This window comes from Streptomyces sp. NPDC058373 (assembly GCF_042723275.1).
Lineage (GTDB): Bacteria > Actinomycetota > Actinomycetes > Streptomycetales > Streptomycetaceae > Streptomyces.
This window is the reverse complement of record NZ_JBHXJE010000001.1, coordinates 225,676-245,129: the sequence shown is the minus strand read 5'-3', so window position 1 is coordinate 245,129 and position 19,454 is coordinate 225,676. Positions and strand designations below refer to the sequence as shown.

At 73.9% G+C, this 19,454-nt stretch carries 19 protein-coding genes; 9 read left to right on the top strand and 10 right to left on the bottom strand.

The features are described 5' to 3' along the window. Positions 1-29: 29 nt before the first annotated feature. The gene (locus ACFWMZ_RS01160; RefSeq protein WP_383179076.1) at positions 30-1,394 is read right to left on the bottom strand and encodes an FAD-binding protein; all 1,365 of its coding nucleotides are present in this window, start codon (positions 1,392-1,394) and stop codon (positions 30-32) included. Positions 1,395-1,547: 153 nt separating this feature from the next. Between ACFWMZ_RS01160 and ACFWMZ_RS01155 the strand changes: the two genes are divergently transcribed. Continuing rightward, positions 1,548-2,639, top strand: a complete 1,092-nt coding sequence (locus ACFWMZ_RS01155) for a YihY/virulence factor BrkB family protein (protein WP_383199008.1) — start codon at positions 1,548-1,550, stop codon at positions 2,637-2,639. Here the strand turns inward: ACFWMZ_RS01155 and ACFWMZ_RS01150 are convergent. Beyond that, complete coding sequence (locus tag ACFWMZ_RS01150) at positions 2,587-3,828, bottom strand: D-alanyl-D-alanine carboxypeptidase family protein (RefSeq protein ID WP_383179082.1); 1,242 nt, start codon at positions 3,826-3,828, stop codon at positions 2,587-2,589. The two genes, ACFWMZ_RS01155 and ACFWMZ_RS01150, sit on opposite strands and share 53 nt — an antisense overlap. A 136-nt stretch (positions 3,829-3,964) precedes the next feature. Here ACFWMZ_RS01150 and ACFWMZ_RS01145 point away from each other — a divergent pair, with 136 nt between their 5' ends. The 3 genes from ACFWMZ_RS01145 to ACFWMZ_RS01135 all read left to right on the top strand — a co-directional run bounded on the left by ACFWMZ_RS01145 (position 3,965) and on the right by ACFWMZ_RS01135 (position 6,331). Beyond that, the gene (locus tag ACFWMZ_RS01145; protein ID WP_383179085.1) at positions 3,965-4,252 is read left to right on the top strand and encodes an SCO4848 family membrane protein; all 288 of its coding nucleotides are present in this window, start codon (positions 3,965-3,967) and stop codon (positions 4,250-4,252) included. A gap of 21 nt (positions 4,253-4,273) precedes the next feature. Further along, complete coding sequence (locus ACFWMZ_RS01140) at positions 4,274-5,704, top strand: metallophosphoesterase (RefSeq protein WP_383199006.1); 1,431 nt, start codon at positions 4,274-4,276, stop codon at positions 5,702-5,704. A 168-nt stretch (positions 5,705-5,872) separates the two neighbouring features. Continuing rightward, the gene (locus ACFWMZ_RS01135; protein ID WP_383179090.1) at positions 5,873-6,331 is read left to right on the top strand and encodes an ATP-binding protein; all 459 of its coding nucleotides are present in this window, start codon (positions 5,873-5,875) and stop codon (positions 6,329-6,331) included. 147 nt (positions 6,332-6,478) lie between these two features. On the opposite strand, the gene ACFWMZ_RS01130 is transcribed toward ACFWMZ_RS01135, so the two are convergent. From ACFWMZ_RS01130 to ACFWMZ_RS01100, 7 genes are all read right to left on the bottom strand, one after another. Further along, the gene (locus ACFWMZ_RS01130) at positions 6,479-7,405 is read right to left on the bottom strand and encodes a TetR/AcrR family transcriptional regulator (protein ID WP_383199004.1); all 927 of its coding nucleotides are present in this window, start codon (positions 7,403-7,405) and stop codon (positions 6,479-6,481) included. Between the two features lie 10 nt (positions 7,406-7,415). Further along, positions 7,416-7,892: a thiol-disulfide oxidoreductase DCC family protein gene (locus ACFWMZ_RS01125; protein WP_383199002.1), complete on the bottom strand. Its 477-nt coding sequence runs from the start codon at positions 7,890-7,892 to the stop codon at positions 7,416-7,418. Positions 7,893-8,021: 129 nt separating this feature from the next. Continuing rightward, positions 8,022-8,780 carry a succinate dehydrogenase iron-sulfur subunit gene (locus ACFWMZ_RS01120; RefSeq protein ID WP_383179096.1) on the bottom strand — a complete coding sequence of 253 codons (759 nt, stop codon included), beginning with the start codon at positions 8,778-8,780 and terminating at the stop codon, positions 8,022-8,024. Continuing rightward, positions 8,780-10,534, bottom strand: coding sequence for a succinate dehydrogenase flavoprotein subunit (sdhA, locus tag ACFWMZ_RS01115; protein WP_383179099.1), 1,755 nt, complete (start codon positions 10,532-10,534; stop codon positions 8,780-8,782). Before sdhA ends, ACFWMZ_RS01120 begins: the two co-directional genes overlap by 1 nt. Before the next feature lie 22 nt (positions 10,535-10,556). Beyond that, on the bottom strand, positions 10,557-11,033 hold the full coding sequence (locus ACFWMZ_RS01110; protein WP_383179102.1) for a succinate dehydrogenase hydrophobic membrane anchor subunit: 477 nt from the start codon (positions 11,031-11,033) through the stop codon (positions 10,557-10,559). 5 nt (positions 11,034-11,038) lie between these two features. Beyond that, a complete protein-coding gene (gene sdhC, locus ACFWMZ_RS01105) occupies positions 11,039-11,419 on the bottom strand; it encodes a succinate dehydrogenase, cytochrome b556 subunit (protein WP_383179104.1) in 381 nt (126 codons plus the stop codon). 137 nt (positions 11,420-11,556) lie between these two features. Further along, positions 11,557-12,153: a 2-oxo-4-hydroxy-4-carboxy-5-ureidoimidazoline decarboxylase gene (locus ACFWMZ_RS01100; RefSeq protein WP_383179107.1), complete on the bottom strand. Its 597-nt coding sequence runs from the start codon at positions 12,151-12,153 to the stop codon at positions 11,557-11,559. Between the two features lie 373 nt (positions 12,154-12,526). Here ACFWMZ_RS01100 and ACFWMZ_RS01095 point away from each other — a divergent pair, with 373 nt between their 5' ends. From ACFWMZ_RS01095 to ACFWMZ_RS01075, 5 genes are all read left to right on the top strand, one after another. Continuing rightward, the gene (locus ACFWMZ_RS01095; protein ID WP_383199001.1) at positions 12,527-14,221 is read left to right on the top strand and encodes a glycoside hydrolase family 20 protein; all 1,695 of its coding nucleotides are present in this window, start codon (positions 12,527-12,529) and stop codon (positions 14,219-14,221) included. Between the two features lie 189 nt (positions 14,222-14,410). Continuing rightward, entirely contained in the window at positions 14,411-15,220 is an 810-nt protein-coding gene (locus ACFWMZ_RS01090) for a DUF4328 domain-containing protein (RefSeq protein WP_383199000.1), read from the top strand. Between the two features lie 234 nt (positions 15,221-15,454). Continuing rightward, the gene (locus tag ACFWMZ_RS01085) at positions 15,455-15,961 is read left to right on the top strand and encodes a hypothetical protein (RefSeq protein WP_383198998.1); all 507 of its coding nucleotides are present in this window, start codon (positions 15,455-15,457) and stop codon (positions 15,959-15,961) included. Between the two features lie 492 nt (positions 15,962-16,453). Further along, the gene (locus tag ACFWMZ_RS01080; protein ID WP_383179118.1) at positions 16,454-17,119 is read left to right on the top strand and encodes an RNA polymerase sigma factor; all 666 of its coding nucleotides are present in this window, start codon (positions 16,454-16,456) and stop codon (positions 17,117-17,119) included. Beyond that, positions 17,119-18,111, top strand: coding sequence for a hypothetical protein (locus tag ACFWMZ_RS01075; RefSeq protein ID WP_383179121.1), 993 nt, complete (start codon positions 17,119-17,121; stop codon positions 18,109-18,111). Before ACFWMZ_RS01080 ends, ACFWMZ_RS01075 begins: the two co-directional genes overlap by 1 nt. A gap of 21 nt (positions 18,112-18,132) precedes the next feature. Here ACFWMZ_RS01075 and ACFWMZ_RS01070 read toward each other — a convergent pair whose 3' ends face one another. Continuing rightward, the gene (locus tag ACFWMZ_RS01070) at positions 18,133-19,047 is read right to left on the bottom strand and encodes an NAD(P)-dependent oxidoreductase (RefSeq protein WP_383198996.1); all 915 of its coding nucleotides are present in this window, start codon (positions 19,045-19,047) and stop codon (positions 18,133-18,135) included. Between the last annotated feature and the right edge of the window lie 407 nt (positions 19,048-19,454).

Sequence of the window (19,454 nt, the reverse complement as noted above, 5' to 3'; positions counted from 1 at the left end):
GCTCCTTCGCGGGTGTCCCGGCGGCCGGTTCACAGGCCGAGCCGCCGGGCGAGGTCGGAGGTGAAGACGGAACGCGGGTCCACCGCGGCCCGCAGCTCCCGGAAGTCGTCCAGCAGCGGATACATCACCGGCAGCAGTTCCGGCCGCGGCCTGCTGTCCCGGGCCAGGCAGACCCGGCCCCCGGCGGCGGCCACCGCCTCGTCCAGCTCGTCGAGGAGGGCGCTCAACCCCGGCGTCCCGGCGGGCAGTTCCAGCGACAGCCCCCAGCCGCGCGCCGGGAACGACAGCCACCCCGGCGACCCCTCCCCGAACCGCTTCAGCAGCCCCGGCCCGCTCGCGCACCCCCGCTCGGCGACCCGCCGCACGACGTGCCGCACCACCTCCTCCTCGCCGTGCCCGACCGCGCACCGGTACGCCACCGCGCCCGCGTCCCGCCCCAGCGCGTGGCCGCCGTCCAGCACCGGCAGGGCGGCGGTCAGCCCGCGCAGGGCCCCGGCGCGGCTGCGCGGTGCCGCCCGGTGCCGCAGCTCCTGGAGGAGGCCGAGGGCGCGGCGGCCCAGCGGCCGGTCGGAGGCGAGGCGGGGGACGAGGCCGGGCGGGAGCTGCGGCGGCACCGGCAGGTGCGGCCGGGCCGCGAGCGGCCTGCGGGCGAGGCGGGCCGGGAGCGCCTCCGGCGGGGCGTGGTCGGCGTGGAGCACGACGCCGCGGCCGGTGGCGGCGCCCCGGGCGAGCAGGTCGACGCGGGCGGTGGCGTAGGTGTGGCGGGCGTCGGCGTCGCAGAGGCGGGCCATCAGATCGTCCAGGCCGGTGGCGCGGGACGAGCCGGTCAGCAGCAGGGCGGTGGAGACCGGCTGGAGCTGGACGGTGGCGGTGAGGACCACTCCGGTCAGGCCGAGGCCGCCGGTGGTCGCGTCGAAGAGCGGCGTACCCCGGTCCACGATGTGCACCGCACCGTCGGCGGTGAGGAGTTCGAAGGCGAGGACGTGCCGGGCGAAGGAGCCCGCGCGGTGGTGGTTGGCGCCGTGCAGGTCCGCGCCGAGGGCGCCGCCGACCGTGATCCGCTCCGTCCCCGGCGGCACCGGCACGAACCAGCCCAGTGGCAGCAGCAGTTCGGCCAGGCGGTGCAGGGTGATCCCGGCGTCGCACAGGACGGTGCCGCCGGACGCGTCGATGGCGTGCACCCGGTCCAGGGCGGACATGTCGAGGACGTCGCCCCCGGCGTTACGGGCGGCGTCCCCCGGTACCCGGCCCCGTCCCCGGGCGATGGCGCCGCGCCGCCCGCAGTCGCGGACGGCCTCGGCCGCCTCCTCGTAACTGCGCGGCCTCAACAGGCGGGCGGCGGTGGGGGTGTTTCGGCCCCGGCCGGTGAGCGGAACGGTGGTGTCGACAGCCATGTCGGCGACCGTATCGCCCGGATGAGGGCTGTTCATGCCGGAACATCCCGAGTTTCACTGAGATGGTCCATTCATTGAATTGTCGGCGCTCGTGCCGTAATTGTGGGGGTGTGCGAGCCGTGCGGCCGCGAACAGAGGGGGTAGGCGGAGAGCGTGGACTGGCTGACGAGACTCCCGGTGGTCGGGGTGTGGATGACACGGCTCACCCGTACCCATCTGTGGCGTACCTACGAGACGCTGGACCGCACCAAGTGGTCGCAACTGGCCGCCGCGATGACCTACATCAGCTTCCTCGCGCTCTTCCCGCTGCTCACCCTCGTCGCCGCCGCCGCCGCCTCCGCCCTCTCCGGGGACCGGCAGCGCGAACTCCAGGACCAGCTCGCCGAGCAGGTCCCCGGCATCTCCGACCAGCTCGACATCGCCTCCCTGGTCGACAACGCCGGGACGGTCTCCCTCATCGCCGGTGCCCTGCTGCTCCTCACCGGCGTCGGCTGGGTCGGCTCCATCCGCGACTGCCTGCGCGCCGTCTGGGAACTGCCCGACCTGGAGGGCAACCCGGTCGCCCGCAAGGCCAAGGACGTCGTCGTCCTGGCCGGCCTCGGCGCCGCCGGGATCGTCTCCCTGGTCGCCTCCACGGCGGGCGGCAGCGCGGTCGGCTGGATCGCCCGGCAGATCGGCCTCGACGAGACGGGCGTCGGCGCCGTCCTGCTCCGGCTGGCCGCCTTCGCCCTCGCCGTCCTCGCCGGCGTCCTCGTCCTGCTCTACGTCCTCACCCTGCTGCCGGCCGTCCAGCCCCGGCGCACCGCCCTGCTGGGCGCGGCCCTGATCGGCGCGGTCGGCTTCGAACTCCTCAAGCTGCTGCTCGGCGGCTACATCAGCGGGGTCGCCGCCAAGAGCATGTACGGCGCCTTCGGCGTCCCCATCGCCCTGCTGCTCTGGATCAACTTCACGGCCAAGCTCGTCCTCGTCTGCGCGGCCTGGACGGCCACACCGCTGCCGGAGGGGGAGGACCGCGAGGGCGGCGCCGGCGGTTCGGGTGGCGGGGCGGACGGCAGCGGCGGTACGGGCGGTGAGTCCGGCTCCACTCGCGCCCCCGCGCCCGGCGCCACCGCGGCCCGCCCTGCCGGAGGCGGCCCCAGGCGCGAGCCCTTCGAGAAACAGCCCCGCCCCGGCCCCGGGCGGGCGGCCCGGCTCAGCGGCGCCTGCGCCCCGTCCCCCGCCCGGGCAGCGGGCGCCGCCGGTTGATCACGTACACCCCGGCCCCGAGCAGCAGCAGTGAACCGCCCGCGACCGCCAGCGCGGTGCCGACCCCGGTCGACCCGGCGGACGCCGCTGCCTGGGCCTCGCCCCCGGCGGCCGGAGCCGGCGCCCCGCCCGCCGCGCCCTCGGGCGTCTCCTTGCCCACAGCGGCCTCGGCGCTGACCGGCGGGACCAGAGTGCCGACCGGATCGGCCTTGTCGGCCGCCTTGAAGCCCCAGTCGAAGAGGCGGGCCGTCTCCTGGTAGACGGCCTGGCTCTCCCGGCTGTCCGGGTTCATGACGGTGACCAGCAGCACCCGCCCGTCGCGCTCGGCGACGCCGGTGAAGGTCGCCCCCGCCTTGGTGGTGTTGCCGTTCTTCACCCCCGCGATCCCCTCGTACCGGTCCAGGCCCATCGCGCCGGTGAGCAGGCGGTTGGTGTTCTGGATGCCGAAGTGCTCGCGCTTCTCGCCCTTCTTCTTCTCGCCCGGGAACTGAGCGCTCACCGTCGAGCAGTACTCCCGGAAGTCCTTCTTCTGCATCCCCGACCGGGCGATCAGCGTCAGGTCGTAGGCGCTGGAGAGCTGGCCCTTGGCGTCGTAGCCGTCCGGGCTGACCACATGGGTGTCGAGTGCCTGGAGCTCCTTGGCGTGCGCGTTCATGTCGGCGACGGTCTTCTTGACGCCGTCGTTCATCGCGGAGAGCACGTGCACGGCGTCGTTGCCCGAGGAGAGGAAGACGCCGAGCCACAGGTCGTGGACGGTGTACGTCTGGTCCTCCTTGACGCCGACGAGGCTGGAGCCCGCGCCCACGTCGGCCAGCTCCTCGTCGGTGACCAGGTGCTTCTCGTCCTTGGGCAGCTTCGGCAGCACCGTGTCGGCGAAGAGCATCTTCAGCGTGGAGGCGGGGGGAAGCTTCCAGTGCGCGTTGTGCGACGCGAGGACGTCACCGCTCTCGGCGTCCGCGACGATCCAGGACCGCCCGGTCAGCTTCTTCGGGAGCTTCGGCACCCCCGGCCCGGCGTTGACCTGCGTACCGGCCTGGCCCAGGCGGGCGCCGCCGATCTGGGACATCTTCCCCGGCGGCCTCGCCTTGTCATCGTCCGGCTGATCGGCGGCAACTGCCGGGAACGCGGCGGAAAGAGTCATCAAGGCGGTGGAGGCGACCAGCACGGTGGTCTTTCGCAAGGCAGGCACGACCGAGAACGTACAGGTACGGGCGAAGGCTGTCTGCGCCCCGGTCTCCCGGACGGGTACCGCCCCAAGAGGAACGGTTGCCACCGGCTCCCCACCCCGGCTCGGGGGAGCGGAACAGGGCCGCGATACTGGGCGTATGAAGCTCAGCCGCCCGGTCTCCTGGTTCCTTCTCGCCTTCGGGGTGTGGAGCTGGTTCATCTGGGTCACTTTCGTCAAGAATCTCTGGAACGACGCGAGCGGGCTCGCCTTCGACGCCGCCGGTGACCCCACCGGCTACTTCTGGGTCCACCTGCTGCTCGCCGTGACGTCCTTCCTTCTGGGGACGGCCGTGGGCGTCATCGGGTTGCGCGGTCTGCGCGCCCTGCGACGTGAGAAGAACGCCACGCCCGCCGACGCCCCCACCCCGCCCGGCCCCACCCCCTGACCCGAGGACCGAACGAGCGCCATGAACCTCCTCTTCGTCTTCGTCGCCTGCGCCGTCCTGGCCTCGCTGGCGGCCCTGCACTGGTACGTCTGGCGCCGCATGGTCCGGGACACCACCCGGCCCGGCTCCACCGTGCGCCGCGTCGCCACGGCGCTCTTCGTCCTCGGTCCTGTCCTGGTGGTCGCGGCCTTCGCCTCCGGCCGCTCCGGCCTGCCCTTCCTGCTGAAGCAGATCCTGGCCTGGCCCGGCTACCTCTGGGTCGCCGTCTTCATGTACGTCACGCTGGCGCTCCTCGTCGGCGAGCTGGTCCGGCCGGTGCTGCTGCGCGTGCGCGCGCCGGGGGAGAAGGGGCGGGCGGCCTCGGCTCCGGCCGCCGCGCCTCAGCCGGGAGCGGGCGCCGACGGGCCCGCCGACCCCGCCGACACGGTGGACCCTGCCGACCCGGCGGAGCCGGCCGACTCCACCGGCACCGCCACCGCGGCCGGGCCGGCCGGCACCGAGGCCCGCCCCGGCACCGCCTCCGGCGGCTGCGCCGTGGCCGAGCCCGCCACCGAGGCGCCGGCGCCCCCGGCCCCGCCCGCGGGCACGCTGCCGCCCGGCGACCCCGACCCGAAGCCCCGGCCCACCCCCTCCCGCCGCCTCTTCGTCTCCCGCATCGTGGGCGGCACGGCCGCCGCCGTCGCCCTCGGCACGGTCGGCGCCGGGACGTACGGCGTCCTGCGCGGGCCCAAGCTCAAGCACGTGACGGTGCCGCTGGCCAAGCTGCCGCGCGCCGCCCACGGCTACCGCATCGCCGTCGTCAGCGATGTCCACCTCGGCCCGATCCTCGGCCGGGGCCACACCCAGCGGATCGTCGACACGATCAACTCCGCCCAGCCCGACCTGATCGCCGTCGTCGGCGACCTGGTCGACGGCACCGTCGCCGAACTCGGCCACGCCGCCGAACCCCTCGCTCAGCTCCGCGCCCGCGACGGCAGCTACTTCGTCACCGGCAACCACGAGTACTTCTCCGGCGCCGCCGAGTGGGTCGACCACGTCCGCGAGCTGGGGCTGCGGCCGCTGGAGAACGCCCGGGTGGAGAAGGCCGGGTTCGACCTCGCGGGCGTCAACGACGTGGCCGGCGAGAGCGAGGGCCAGGGCCCCGACTTCGTCCGCGCCCTCGGCGACCGGGACCGCTCCCGGGCCAGCGTCCTCCTTGCCCACCAGCCGATCGTCATCGACGAGGCCGTCGAGCACGGCGTCGACCTCCAGCTCTCCGGCCACACCCACGGCGGCCAGCTCTGGCCCGGCAACCTCGTCGCCGGCCTCGCCAACCCGACCGTCGAGGGACTGGAGCGGTACGGGGACACGCAGCTCTACGTCTCCCGCGGCGCGGGCGCCTGGGGCCCGCCGGTGCGGGTCGGAGCCCCCTCCGACATCACGATCGTCCAGCTCGCCGCCAAGCGGAGCTGACCCGTCCGACCCCTTCGGCAGGGCGTGGGCGGCCGTTTCCGCCCTCCCCCCTCCGAACAGCGGGCAGATGCCCGCCGGGCCGCTCCGGAGTGATCCGTGGGCGGCCCGCGGTGTTTCCGTGACGCACATGACGTTGCGTCATGTGACGAAAATGTGTGCACTGTGGGGATGACGGAGTCGGTTGTGCTGAGACGCAAGGCGTTCCGGCTGCCCCGGCACCCCGCTTCGGTGGGCGAGGCCAGGCACCGGACCGGGGACCATCTGGGCAGCTGGGGGCACCCGGCGGGGAGTGCGATACGTGACGAAACCGTGTTGATCGTCTCCGAGCTGGCCGCGGACACCGTGCTCCACGGCCCCCGCGACGAGCCCGACTTCGAGGTCGCCGTCACCGTCCTCGCCCACGGCTCCTGCCTCATCGAGGTCTCCGACGGCCTCCCCGACGAGGCCGTCCTTCCCGCCCCGGAGCCCGGCCCCGCCAGTAGGCTCCCCTCGCCCGCGACTCCTCCCGACGAGATCCTCCCCGGCCACGCCCGCACTGTCGTCTCCGCCCTCTCCGAGGCGTGGGGCGTCCGCGACCGGGGGCGGTACGGGAAGACGGTGTGGGCGCTGGCGACGGTGGGGGCGTGACGGGGCGGGCCGCCCGAAGCACGGGCTCAAGCGCCGGCCGGGCTGGTTGTGTGCCGGGCTCGGCTCGGACTGGGCCGAGGCGGGGTGGCCTCAAGCGCCGGCCGGGCTGGGGATTGCCGGGCGCGGGGCGTTCTCCGGGTGCCGCCCTCAGGGGTGGGAGGGGGGTGCCTTCTCCGGGGGTGCCGCGCCTGCCGAGTCCGCCGCGCTTGCCGAGTCCGCCGCGCCTGCCGCTTCCATCGCGCTCGTGGCGTCCGTCGTCCCCGTGCCCTCCGTAGTACGGGCCTGCCTCCGGCGCTCCTTCGTGCTCAATGTCTCGCTGGCCCCCGGCAGGAAGTCCATCAGCAGTTCGTGGACCTCCCGCACCAGCGGCCTCAGCACCCGGAACCGCGACAGGGTGACCCCCCGCGCCGTCAGCCGGGCGCCCCGGACGGCCAGGCGGCGGGTGCGTTCGGTGTCGGGGGAGGAGTCGAAGACCCAGTAGAGGACCAGGCCCATCTGGGCCAGCCACATCAGCTCGGGGAGGACGGGGGCCAGTTCGGCGGGGGGCTTGGTGCGGGAGCCGGTGAGGACCTCGCGCTGGATGGCGATGGCGGCGTCGCGGGCGGGGGAGGAGTCGGTGGAGAAGGGGCTCAGGGGGCTCGCGGGGTCGGCGGCGTTCTTGAAGAACTGGGCGGCGAACTCGTGGTACGGGGCCGCGATGTCGAGCCAGGCCGTCAGTACTCCGGCGAACCGCTCCTCCAGGCCGGTCTCCCGTGCCAGGACCGGGGCCACGGCCGCACGGTGTTCGTCGGCGATGCGGTCGTAGAAGCCCTGGACCAGGTGTTCCTTGGAGGCGAAGTAGTAGTAGGTGTTGCCGGTGGAGACGCCGGCCTCGCGGGCGATGGCGCGCATCGTGGTCTTGTCGAAGCCGCGCTCCTGGAAGAGGCGCAGGGCCGTCTGCAGGATCAGGGCGCGGGTCTGCTCGCTCTTGGCGGCCCGGCCGTCCGCCTCCTTGGCCGGCGCGGCCGACGGGGCGGCCGCCCCCCGCGCGCTCGCCCCGTCGTGGTCCTCGCTGCTCTTCTTCCGTGCTGGCACGCGGCCGAGCCTAACCGTCAGCAGGGCAGGCCGTGCCGTACCCCGGGGGCTCGTGCACCCAGCCCGTACGCGGCTCGTACCGCCAGCCGTCGGCGGCCGGGTAACTCGCCCCGCCCCACTGCCGGGAGGACTCCCGCAGGCGGGTGGCGGCCAGTGCCGCGCCCCGGGCCAGGCGGGCGCCGGAGGCGGTCGTGGCCAGCCGGTGGGCGAGGGCGCGGTAGCCGTCCAGGGCCCACAGGGCGGTGATCCAGGCGGCCGTGCCCCGGTAGACCTGCCCGCCGTCGCCCACCACGGTGATCTCCTCCAGGGTGGCCGCGTGGTCGAGGCCGGGCAGCAGCCGTTCGGCCCGCTCGGACCCGGCCGGGACGAGGTCGAGCGGGACGAGCTGGCGGCGGCGTTCCAGCCAGCCGCGCAGCTGGGTGCAGAGCGGGCAGGCGGCGTCGTACAGCACGGTGAGCCGCCGTACGGGCCGCTGGGAGGCGGGCATTCACGGATGACAGTAGACCTTTTGAACATGTTCAACAAGCGGTGCCGCCGCCTCCGCCGCAGGCTCCGGACACGCCGAAGGCCCCGCCCCCGGACGTACCGGGAACGGGGCCTTCGGGCCGGGCGGGACTCAGTAGCGGCGCGTGATGAGCGCCTTCTTGACCTCGGCGATCGCCTTGGTGACCTCGATACCGCGCGGGCAGGCGTCCGTGCAGTTGAACGTGGTGCGGCAACGCCACACGCCGTCCTTGTCGTTGAGGATCTCCAGCCGCTGCTCCCCGGCCTCGTCACGCGAGTCGAAGATGAAGCGGTGCGCGTTGACGATGGCCGCGGGGCCGAAGTACTGGCCGTCGTTCCAGAAGACGGGGCACGACGAGGTGCACGCGGCGCACAGGATGCACTTGGTGGTGTCGTCGAACCGCTCGCGGTCCTCGGCCGACTGCAGCCGCTCCCGCGTCGGCTCGTTCCCCTTGGTGACCAGGAACGGCATGACGTCCCGGTACGCCTGGAAGAACGGCTCCATGTCCACCACGAGGTCCTTGAGGACCGCGAGCCCCTTGATGGGCTCGACCGTGATGGGCTTCTCCGGGTTGATGTCCTTGATCAGCGTCTTGCACGCGAGGCGGTTGCGGCCGTTGATGCGCATGGCGTCGGAGCCGCAGATGCCGTGGGCGCAGGAGCGGCGGAACGTCAGCGTCCCGTCCATCTCCCACTTGATCTTGTGGAGCGCGTCGAGGACCCGCTCCTTGGGGTCGATCTCCAGCGCGAAGTCCTCCCAGGTGACCTCGTCGGAGACCTCGGGGTTGAACCGGCGCACGCGCAGCGTGATCGTGATCAGGTGCGACGCGGTGGCGTCCGCGACCGGCTTGTCGAGTACGGGGGTAGCCATCAGTACTTACGCTCCATCGGCTGGTAGCGGGTCTGGACGACCGGCTTGTAGTCGAGCCGGATCGACTCCGTGCCGTCGTCGCCGACCTCGCGGTACGCCATGGTGTGGCGCATGAAGTTGACGTCGTCGCGGTTGGGGAAGTCCTCGCGGTAGTGACCGCCGCGCGACTCCTTGCGGGCGAGGGCCGACTGTGCCATGACCTCGGCCAGGTCGAGCAGGTTGCCCAGCTCGATGGCCTCCAGCAGGTCCGTGTTGAAGCGGCGGCCCTTGTCCTGGACGGAGACGTTCTTGTAGCGGGCGCGCAGCTCGGCGATCTTGTCGACGGCCGTCTTGATGGTCTGCTCGGTGCGGAAGACCATGACGTTGGCGTCCATCGTCTCCTGCAGCTCGGTGCGCAGGTCGGTCGCCCGCTCCGTGCCGTTGGAGTCCCGCAGCCGCTCGACCTGCTCGATCACCTGGGCGGCCGGGTCCTCCGGCAGCTCCACGAAGTCGTTGCTGTGGGCGTACTCGGCGGCGGCGATGCCCGAGCGGCGGCCGAAGACGTTGATGTCGAGCAGCGAGTTGGTGCCGAGGCGGTTGGCGCCGTGCACCGAGACGCAGGCGACCTCGCCGGCGGCGTACAGGCCCGGGACGACCGTGGTGTTGTCCGCGAGGACCTCACCCTGGACGTTGGTGGGGATGCCGCCCATGGCGTAGTGCGCGGTCGGCTGGATCGGGATCGGGTCCGTGTAGGGCTCGATGCCGAGGTAGGTGCGCGCGAACTCGGTGATGTCCGGGAGCTTCGCGTCGAGCTGCTCCGGCGGCAGGTGGGTGAGGTCGAGGAAGACGTGGTCGCCCTCGGGACCGCAGCCGCGGCCCTCCCGGATCTCCGTGTAGATGGAGCGGGAGACGACGTCGCGCGAGGCGAGGTCCTTCATGACGGGCGCGTACTTCTCCATGAAGCGCTCACCGTCCTTGTTGCGGAGGATGCCGCCCTCACCGCGGGCGCCCTCGGTGAGGAGGATGCCCATGCGCCAGATGCCGGTCGGGTGGAACTGGAAGAACTCCATGTCCTCCAGCGGCAGGCCCCGGCGGAAGCAGGCGGCCTGGCCGTCACCGGTCAGGGTGTGCGCGTTCGACGTCACCTTGAAGAACTTGCCGGTGCCGCCGGAGGCGTAGACGACCGACTTGGCCTGGAAGACGTGGATCTCGCCGGTGGCCAGCTCGTAGGCGACGACGCCGGCGGACTTCTTGACCCCGTCGACCTCGGTGATGAGCTGGTCCAGGACGTAGAACTCGTTGAAGAACTCCACGCCCTCCTTGACGCAGTTCTGGTACAGCGTCTGGAGGATCATGTGGCCGGTGCGGTCGGCCGCGTAGCAGGCCCGGCGGACCGGGGCCTCGCCGTGGCTGCGGGTGTGGCCGCCGAAGCGGCGCTGGTCGATGCGGCCCTCGGGCGTCCGGTTGAACGGAAGGCCCATCTTCTCCAGGTCGAGGACCGCGTCGATGGCCTCCTTCGCCAGGATCTCGGCGGCGTCCTGGTCGACCAGGTAGTCACCGCCCTTGACCGTGTCGAAGGTGTGCCACTCCCAGTTGTCGTCCTCGACGTTGGCGAGGGCGGCGGCCATGCCGCCCTGGGCCGCGCCGGTGTGGGAGCGGGTCGGGTACAGCTTGGTCAGCACGGCGGTGCGGCTGCGCTTCGTCGCCTCGATGGCGGCGCGCATGCCGGCGCCGCCGGCGCCGACGATGACGGTGTCGTACTTGTGGATCTTCATGTCGGTTGCCTCAGCCCCGTGCCTAGCGGATGTTCGGGTCGAAGGTGAAGATCACCAGCGTGCCCAGCAGAATGGTGAACACCGTGGCCGTGTAGAGCAGGCCCTTCAGCCACAGTCGGGTGTTGGCGCGCTCGGCGTAGTCGTTGATGACGGTCCGCAGGCCGTTGGCGCCGTGCAGCATCGCCAGCCAGAGCATGGCCAGGTCCCAGATCTGCCACCACGGGGACGCCCAGCGGCCGGCCACGAAGGCGAAGCCGATCTTGGAGACGCCGCCGTCCAGCACGAGCTGGATCAGCAGGTGGCCGATGACCAGGACGACGAGGACGACACCGGACAGGCGCATGAAGAGCCACGCGGCCAGTTCGAAGTTGCCGCGGGTCGACTTGGGCGTCTTGCGGGTCCGCTGACGGGGCGGCTCGATGATCGGCGCGGGGTTGTCGACGTCGTAGAGGGAAGCGCCCTCGACGGGGCCGACGGCGGCGTTGGTCTCAGTGGACATCGGCGTCAGCTCCCGAACAGTTCGCGTACGGCGTGGCCGAGGACGGGGTACAGGGCCCCGACCATCAGAACGAGCCACACTCCCACCACGGACCACAGCATCTGCTTCTGGTAGCGGGCGCCCTTCGACCAGAAGTCGACGGCGATCACCCGCAGGCCGTTGAGCGCGTGGAAGAGCACGGCGGCGACGAGGCCGTACTCCAGCAGGGCGACGATGGGCGTCTTGTAGGTGGCAACGACCTCGTCGTACGCCTCAGGGGAGACGCGGACGAGAGCGGTGTCCAGCACGTGTACGAACAGGAAGAAGAAAATGAGGACGCCGGTGACTCGATGAGCCACCCAGGACCACATTCCTTCCCGGCCGCGGTACAGCGTTCCAGCCGGCACGGAAGAACCCTCCGGGGAAAGGATTTGGGGCCTGCCGGCTTCCTAGGTCGGTCTTGGCCCGGCCGGGTACGGTCCACCGGCCCCGGCCATCGTAGCGACGTGTTGTCGGTTCCTCCGCGCGGGGGGCTTCCCTGTGATCAAACTGGCACGTACGGGCTATCAGGACGCCCCGAATCCCGTGATTCCGGGCATGCGGCGTCTTCTGGCGACCCGTGCGGCCGGGCCGGGCCCCGCCTGCCGGGAGCCGGGAGTGCGCCGGATGGGTGAAGCGCGGCCGCCGCCCGGCGTGCCAGCCGTCCCCGGACCAGTCGCCGCAGCTCCTCGGCGGCCACCGGCAGCTCCGCCTCCGCCGGGTGGCCCAGCCGGGCGCGGATCGCCGCGAGCCGCAGATCCAGGGCGCGGGCCGGGGGCTCGCCGTCCAGGCAGACGACGAAGGGGTAGCCGAAGCTCTCCGCGTACGCCTTCTGGGCGTAGTCCAGCGCGGTGTCGGCCGCCGAGTAGCCGCTCGGCGGGGCCGCGCTCCGGGAGCCCTCGCCGGTCAGCGCCGCGCGCAGGGCGTCGGGCGGCAGATCGTAGAGCGCCTCGTCGCTCGCGGCGAGCAGGGCGGGGACGTCCGGGTACGGGCGGTGGGCCGCCAGCCGCTCGGCCCACTCCGGGCAGGCGCAGCAGGCCAGGAGCGCGGCGACGGCCCGGTCGGCCGGGTCCGAGTTGAGCCGGGCGAGTCCGGGCGGCACCGTGGGGTGGCCGGGTACGGCCGGGGCGTGGGTGCTCCGGCCTGGTTCTGCGGGCAGCGTGCGCTCCTCGTGCGGGGGCGGGACAGCGCCGCCACGCTAGCGAGGGATGACGGAAAGAGTCCGACGCATGCGCGAATTTCATCCGAACGGGAGAGTTTCGAGACGTTTCGTGGACGGCCGCACGCTGCGCTGACACCCCCAACCGGGCGATTTCCCGTCCCGACCGGCGCCCGGGCGTGTCCCCCGCGCCCCCCGCGCCTCCGCCCGCCCCGCCGGCCGGGTGACCCCGCACCCCACCCCGCCGTTCACCCGGACGGCCCAGCCGCCGCCCCCGACCCTCCCGGCCCCCTTCCCCACGACGTACGGAGCCCCCATGGACGCCGACCGCCCGCGCGAACCGCAGGACCCCGAAGGCCCCGGCACGCCCGGCGGCGGGTCGAGCCCGGCCCGGCCCCACGGCCACCGCCGGCCACCCGGCGGCGGGCGGGCCCGCTACCTGCTGGGCATCGCCGCGGTCGTCGTCGCCGGGGCCGCCGCGCTGACCATCGCGGCCTGGCCGCACGAGGACCGGGCGCCCGACGGCTCCACCCCGGACAGCGGTGCCGCCGAGGCGCCGGTCCGCGACCCCTCCTCGTACCCGGTCTCGAAGGAGCCCGGCACCGTCCCCTCGGTGCGGGAGCACGAGGCGGCGCGCGGGCCCGGGTGGAAGCCGGGCGACGGCAGCCGGGTGGTCATAGCCGACGGCGAGCTGGCCGACGAGGGACGGCTGCTCGCCCGTGAACTCGGCGTCGACTACGGCGGCGAGGAGGAACCGGAGCGCGGCGACGTCCGGCTCGACGTGGAGGGCGACAGCCGCGGCGGGCCCCAGTCGTACGAGATGCGGGTGGCCGGCGGGCAGGTCCGGATCACCGCGCCCGACCAGGCCGGTGTCTTCTACGGGACCCGCACCCTCAAGCAGGCGCTGCGCACCGGGTCGAGTGCCCCCGAGGGCGTCGTCAAGGACGCGCCCGCCAAGCCGCAGCGCGGCTTCATGCTGGACATCGCCCGCAAGCCGTACCCCGCCGGGTGGATCGAGGACCGGATCCGGGAGATCGGCGACCTCAAGTACAACCAGCTCTCCCTGCACTTCTCGGACGACCAGGCGTTCCGCATCGAGTCCGAGAGCCACCCCGAGGTCGTCTCCGACGACCACCTCACCAAGGACCAGGTCCGCCGCATCCTCAAGGTGGCCGCCGAACGGCACATCACCGTCGTCCCCGAGATCGACTCCCCGGGCCACCTCGGCGCCGTCATCGAGGCCCACCCCGACCTCCAGCTCCGCGCCGCCGACGGCGACACCCCGCGCGGTGCCATCGACATCGCCAACCCGGACTCCGCCCGCATCGTCGACGACCTGCTGAAGGAGTACGCGGAACTCTTCAAGGGCTCCTACTGGCACCTCGGCGCCGACGAGTACCCGGCCCTGATGGCGCAGGACCCCGAGCAGTCCTACCCGCGGCTCGCCCGCGCCGCCCGCGAGGAGCACGGGCAGAACGCCCGGATCGAGGACCTCGCCACCAGCTGGGTCGCCGACCGGGCCGCCACCCTGCGCCCCTTCGACCGCACCCTGAAGGTCTGGAACGACGGCCTCTTCGCCGACACCGAGGTGAAACCGCCGAAGGACCTGGAGGTCGAGTACTGGACCGGCAAGGAGATCGGCGCGCGCCCGCCGACGGAGTACCTGGAGGAGGGGTTCAAGGTGATCAACATGAACGACGAGTACCTCTACTACGTGCTCGGCGAGCCCCAGACCTTCACCTATCCCACCGGTGAGCGCATCTACCGCGAGTGGACCCCGCGCGTGCTGCGCGGCTCCGAGCCGGTCGCCGCCCGCTGGGACGACGACATCCTCGGGGCCCGCTTCGCCGTCTGGGGCGACATCGCCGACGCCCGGACCACCGGCCAGGTCGCCGACGGCATCCGCATGCCGCTCGCCGCCCTCGCCGAGAAGGTGTGGAACAGCGGGGAGCCGGAACCGAGCTGGACCGAGTTCCGGCAGCTCGCCCGGAAGGCCACGGGCGAGGACTGAGCCGCAGGGGCGCGGCCGGCCCCCGGAAAAGAAGCTTCCCGTCGCGCCCCCGCTGCCTTACTCTTCGCAGGTCAACGCCCCGTCCCCGCCGGACTGCCGCTCGCGGACGGGGTTTTCCGCTGTGCGCGGCCGCACGCCTCGGGGGAGGGGCGCGGGCGCACGGCTCCACCCGTGGGGGGTTCCTTCGCCATGCTCTGCCTCAGATGCCGCACCAACGGCGCCGTGCTGCCCTCGCCGCACTGCACGCTCTGCGCCGACGCCCACCGGCTCGACGGCCGCACCCACCTCGACGGCCGCAGGCCCGTCCCCGTCTCCGGCGACGCGGTGCTCCGCTCGCCGGCCGGATTCGGCTGGGCGGTCGTCACACTCTTCGCGCTGGTCGGCCTCGCGGACCTGGCCGGCGCCGTCCTCGACCTGCGGATGGCCGGGCTGGTCGACAGCGTGACCGGCGGTGACTGGGCGGCCGAGGAGCGCTGGGCCGAGACAGAGGACGTCTCCGTGTGGCTCGCCACCTTCTGGGGCCCGGCCTACCTCGCCAGCATCGTGCTCTTCCTCCTGTGGTTCCGCCGTACGCGGGTCAACGCCGAGGTCTTCGACCCGTACGGCCACACCAAGGCGCGCGGCTGGGCGATCGGCGCGTGGTTCGTGCCGGTGGTCAGCCTCTGGTTCCCGCGCCGGATCGCCTCCGAGACCTGGCACGCCTCCGTCTCCCCGGTCGACCGGCGCGGCACCCTGCTGCTCAACCTCTGGTGGGGCACGTTCCTCCTCGACACCGTGCTGAGCAACGGCTCCACGCGCGTCCTCAACCGCGCCGAGGAACTGGAGGCGATCGCCCGCGGCTACCGGATGGTGGCGTTCTCCGAGGCGTTCAGCGTCGTCCACGCCGTCATCGCCGTCCTCTTCGTGCTCGCCCTGACCCGCCGCCAGAACGCCCGCGTCCACCACCCGTGGCCGCCGGCGGCGCCCGTCCCCGGCAGCCACGCGCCCGAGAAGGTCTGACCCCGGCGCGCGCCGCGCGGCCCGCATCCCCTCGCCGCACGGGATGCGGGCTTTCGGTGGCGCCGCCCACCCGGATGTGCTGAAGTCGCCGCAGGCCGCCGGGGGCGCGGCGGACCGCCGCGCCGAAGGCGCGGGGGTCCGCGCGTCCCACGGCCCCCGGCCGGGAACGCCCGCGCACCCGCGAGGCGTCCCTGCCGGTGGGAGTCACGCACACGAACGCGGGGGAGCAGGGTTATGGGGTACTGGGGCTATTACGTCGTGGCGAGGAGCGCCGCTCCGCTCGACACGCTGGCGGCCCTGCGGCCGGTCGGCGCCACGCTGAGTCTGCTGGAGCGGCGCCCCGACGACTGGCAGATCTGGGAGTGCCCGACCGAGGGCGGCCCCACCGACATCGGCAGCATGAACAGCCTCGCCGAGGAGACCGGCCACCCCGCCCTCTTCGGTTACGTCATGGACAGCGCCTGCGTCGTCATCGAGGCGGCCGGGCCGGAGAGCGGCACCTGGACCGCCTGCCTCGCCCGCGACGCCATGGCCACCCGGCTGGGCGCCGACGGCCTCGCCGTCGAGGACTACTTCCTGGAGCCGCCCGACGCCGCCGACCACGCCGTCGCCTGGGCCGCCGAGACCGGCCGCGAGGCGGCGTACCGGCCGCTGCTGGACACCTTCACCGCCCCGGCGGACCCGTTCGCCGAACCGCTCTTCTTCCGGTTCCTGGACCGGGTGGGGGTTCTGTCCATGTGAGGCGGAACCGCACGGGCCGGCCGCCCGATCGAGAACGAGGCGGAGCGAGCATGTCGTACGTTGCGGTCGGCGCACGCGGTCTCCTCCGCGACTCCCGCCCCTGGTTCACCGTGGCGACCGGGGCGGACGGCGGGCATCGGAGCGACAATTTCACGTCCGCCTGCCGGACGTCGGCTGCCCCCGCCCACAGGGAGACCGCCGGCCTGGTCGGCCTTCCCGGGCGAGCAGAACGACGGCCGGGGCCGCCACCCCCCACAGGAGTGACCCCGGCCGTCGTCGACGCGAGTCGCGGGCGACCCGTCACTCTGCTCTGCGCCGTCGGTGCGTTTTCTGTCACACCCCGCTGTGTGACGCGGCGACAGCGGGGTGTGCGGGACATGGACGCCGGGGGCGTGCAGGTCGTAGCGTGCTGGTCCGCGCGGGCGCGTCGGCGCCAGGGGGTGTCTGGGCCGGGAGTGACGGCACGGCCGACTAGTGGGGCAGGATGAGGGAGTGCTGGGGGACGACGCGGAGCTGACCGCCGCGGTTCACGCGGCGCAGGACGGGGACGAGAGCGCCTTCCGGACTGTGTACCGCGCCGTGCAGCCGCGGCTGTTGGGATACGTACGGACACTCGTCGGGGACGCCGACGCCGAGGACGTGGCGTCCGAGGCGTGGTTGCAGATCGCGCGCGACCTCGACCGGTTCAGCGGTGACGCCGACCGGTTCCGGGGCTGGGCCGCGCGGATCGCCCGCAACCGCGCCCTCGACCACATCCGCATGCGCGGCCGCCGCCCCGCGATAGGCGGCGACGAGAGCGAACTGACCGGCCGGGCCGCCGAGACGGACACTGCCGGTGAGGCCATGGAGGCGCTGTCGACCGGGGACACCCTCGCGTTGATAGCCCAGCTCCCGCAGGACCAGGCCGAGGCGGTCGTGCTCCGTGTCGTCGTGGGCCTGGACGCCAAGAGCGCCGCCCACACGCTGGGCAAACGCCCCGGCGCCGTACGCACCGCCGCCCACCGGGGCCTGAAGCGGCTCGCCGAACTCCTCGCCGACCGCACCGGCCGCGCCGAGGGCGCCCCCGGCTCCGTACCGCCCCAGAGGTCGCCGCACCGATCCCCGGCGACAACCGTCAGTGTGACGCGAACACCTCCGCGGACGCAGGAAGATATGTGATGGCCGACGAGCACCACGGATGGCCGACCAAGGACGCCACCGAACGTTTGCTGCGCGGCGAGCACTCCGGCCCCGCCGCCGCACCCCCCGACCCGCCGGAGGCCGCCGCGCTGCGGGCCGCCCTGGCCACGCTCACCACGCCCGGCCCGGCCGACGCGGCCGCCGCCCGCGAGGAGGAGGCCGTCGCCGCCTTCCGCACCGCCCGCCGGGGCGCCGACGCGGGCGTGCTGCGGCTCGGCGGCCCCGCGCGAGCCGCCTCGCGGTGGGGGCGGCCAGTGCGGTTCGGGATGGCGGTCGCGCTGACCGGGTTCATGATCGGCGGGGTGGCCATGGCCGCCGGTGCCGGTGTGCTGCCCTCGCCGTTCCGCGGTCCCGAGACCCCGGTGCCGGCCGCCTCCGTCTCCGCCGGCAGCGAGTCCCCCGAAGTCCTCGCCTCGCCAGAGCCGGACCCGTCCGACCCGGCCTCCTCCGCGCCGCCGGAGCCCCCGGCCGAGCCGAGCCCCACGGAGGGGGAGCCGACCCCCGGCCCGGAGACCACCGGCCCGCCCACCGGCACCCCCACCCCCGAGCGGACCCCCCGCCCCGGCCGGACACCGTCCCGGGACGGCGGCTGGGACTGGGAGGAGCGCACCGAGATCGCCTGCCGGGCCTACCAGGACGGCACCATGGACGCCGACCACCGGCGCCGCCTGGAGCGGCTGGCCAAGGGCGGCCCCGGTGCCATCGAGCGGTTCTGCCGCGGCGTCCTCGACGCACCCCGCCAGCGGCCCCAGTTGGGCCTGCCGAACGTGCCGCTGCCGCTGCCCGGCTCGGGCGGCGGCTCCGCGGAGGGGGCAGGCCCGGATTTCGGTTTCGCCCCGCCCCCGGAGACCGGTGACGGTGAGGACGCGGACGGCGGGGCGGCACCGGAGGACGGTGAGGGGGCGAGCGGCGAGCCCACCCCGTCGCCCTCGGCGAGCGCGACCCCCTCGCCCGCGCCGTCCGGGGAGTGACCCGGCGCCTTCGGCCCGCCGTCAGGCGGGGGAGGCCTTGCGGAACTGCTCGATCAGTGCCGAGTAGCCGCTGTCGGCGTGGCCGTCGGCCACCGCCCGGTCGGCCAGGAGCTGGAAGAACCGCGGCAGTTCGGCGTTGACGCCGAGCGCCTCGCTCTCCTCGGCGAGGTGGCGCATCGCCTCCTGGTGGACGGTGAGGGCCGCGTCGCCCGCCGGGTAGGAGCCCGCGTCGACCTCGGGTGCGGCGGCGGTGACGTATCCGGCGACCACGCCGGTCATCCGGGCCGCCAGCGGGGCGAAGCTCTCGGCGCGGACGCCCGCCGTGCCGAGCAGGGCCGCGCCGTGCAGGAAGCCGTTGAGGACGCCCCACATGATGCCGAGCAGGGACAGCTCGTGGAGCGCGGCGAGGCCGGGATCGGCGGCGAGGTACGCGGTGCCCGCCGGGCTCAGCGCGCGCAGCACCGGCTCGTGCGCGCCGTAGGCGTCGCGCGGGCCGCTGTAGAGCAGGACGGCGCCGTCGGTGGCGATGTCCTCCGGTACGGCCATGATCGCGCCGTCGAGGAAGGCCGCGCCCCGCTCCCGCGCCCAGGCGGCGTTGGCCCGGGCCTGGGCGGAGGTGCCGGTGGTGAGGTTGACCAGGGTCCGGCCGGCCAGGGCGCCGTCCAGCGGGTCGAGGAGCTGGTGCACGGCCGGGTCGTCCGAGACGCAGACGACCACGAGGGGACCGGCCGTGACGGCCTCCTCGACCGACCCGGCGAGGGTGGCGCCCCGGTCGACCAGTTCGGCGGCCTTCCCGGGCGACCTGTTCCAGACGGTGGTGGGGTGGCCCGCCGCGACGAAGGCGGCGGCCAGGGCCCGGCCCATCCGGCCGAGGCCGAGCACGGTGACGGGGGTGGCGGGTGCGGGGTCGGTGCTGCTGTGCGGGGTCGCGGACATCGCGAGGTCTCCTCCGGTGGGTGGCCCGGGCGCGGGCGTCTCGGGGCTCCGCCGTCCTGGCGGGCGCCGTCCTGAGGAGATGGTCGGGGCTCACACCGGTGTGAAGGTCAAGGGGAAAGCCGGACCGGGCGCGGGAGTCCGGGCCGCCGGGCCGCGCGGCGGCGCCCCGGGGCAACCGGCTCCGGGGCGGCCCGGCGAGGGTGGCGGCGCACCCGTGGCACACCGGTGTGACACTTCGCGGGCGTACGGCGCAGTAGGAAGTGAGCCGACTGGTCATCGGCGTGGCACGAGCCGGGGTTCCCCCCGTACCTCTTGGCTCGGTGCCGTCGGGGGGGGGGGGGGCCAGGTGCCCCCGCGCCGCCCCGCCGCCGAGCACGAACCCCCCCCCCCCGGGGGGGGGGGGCCGG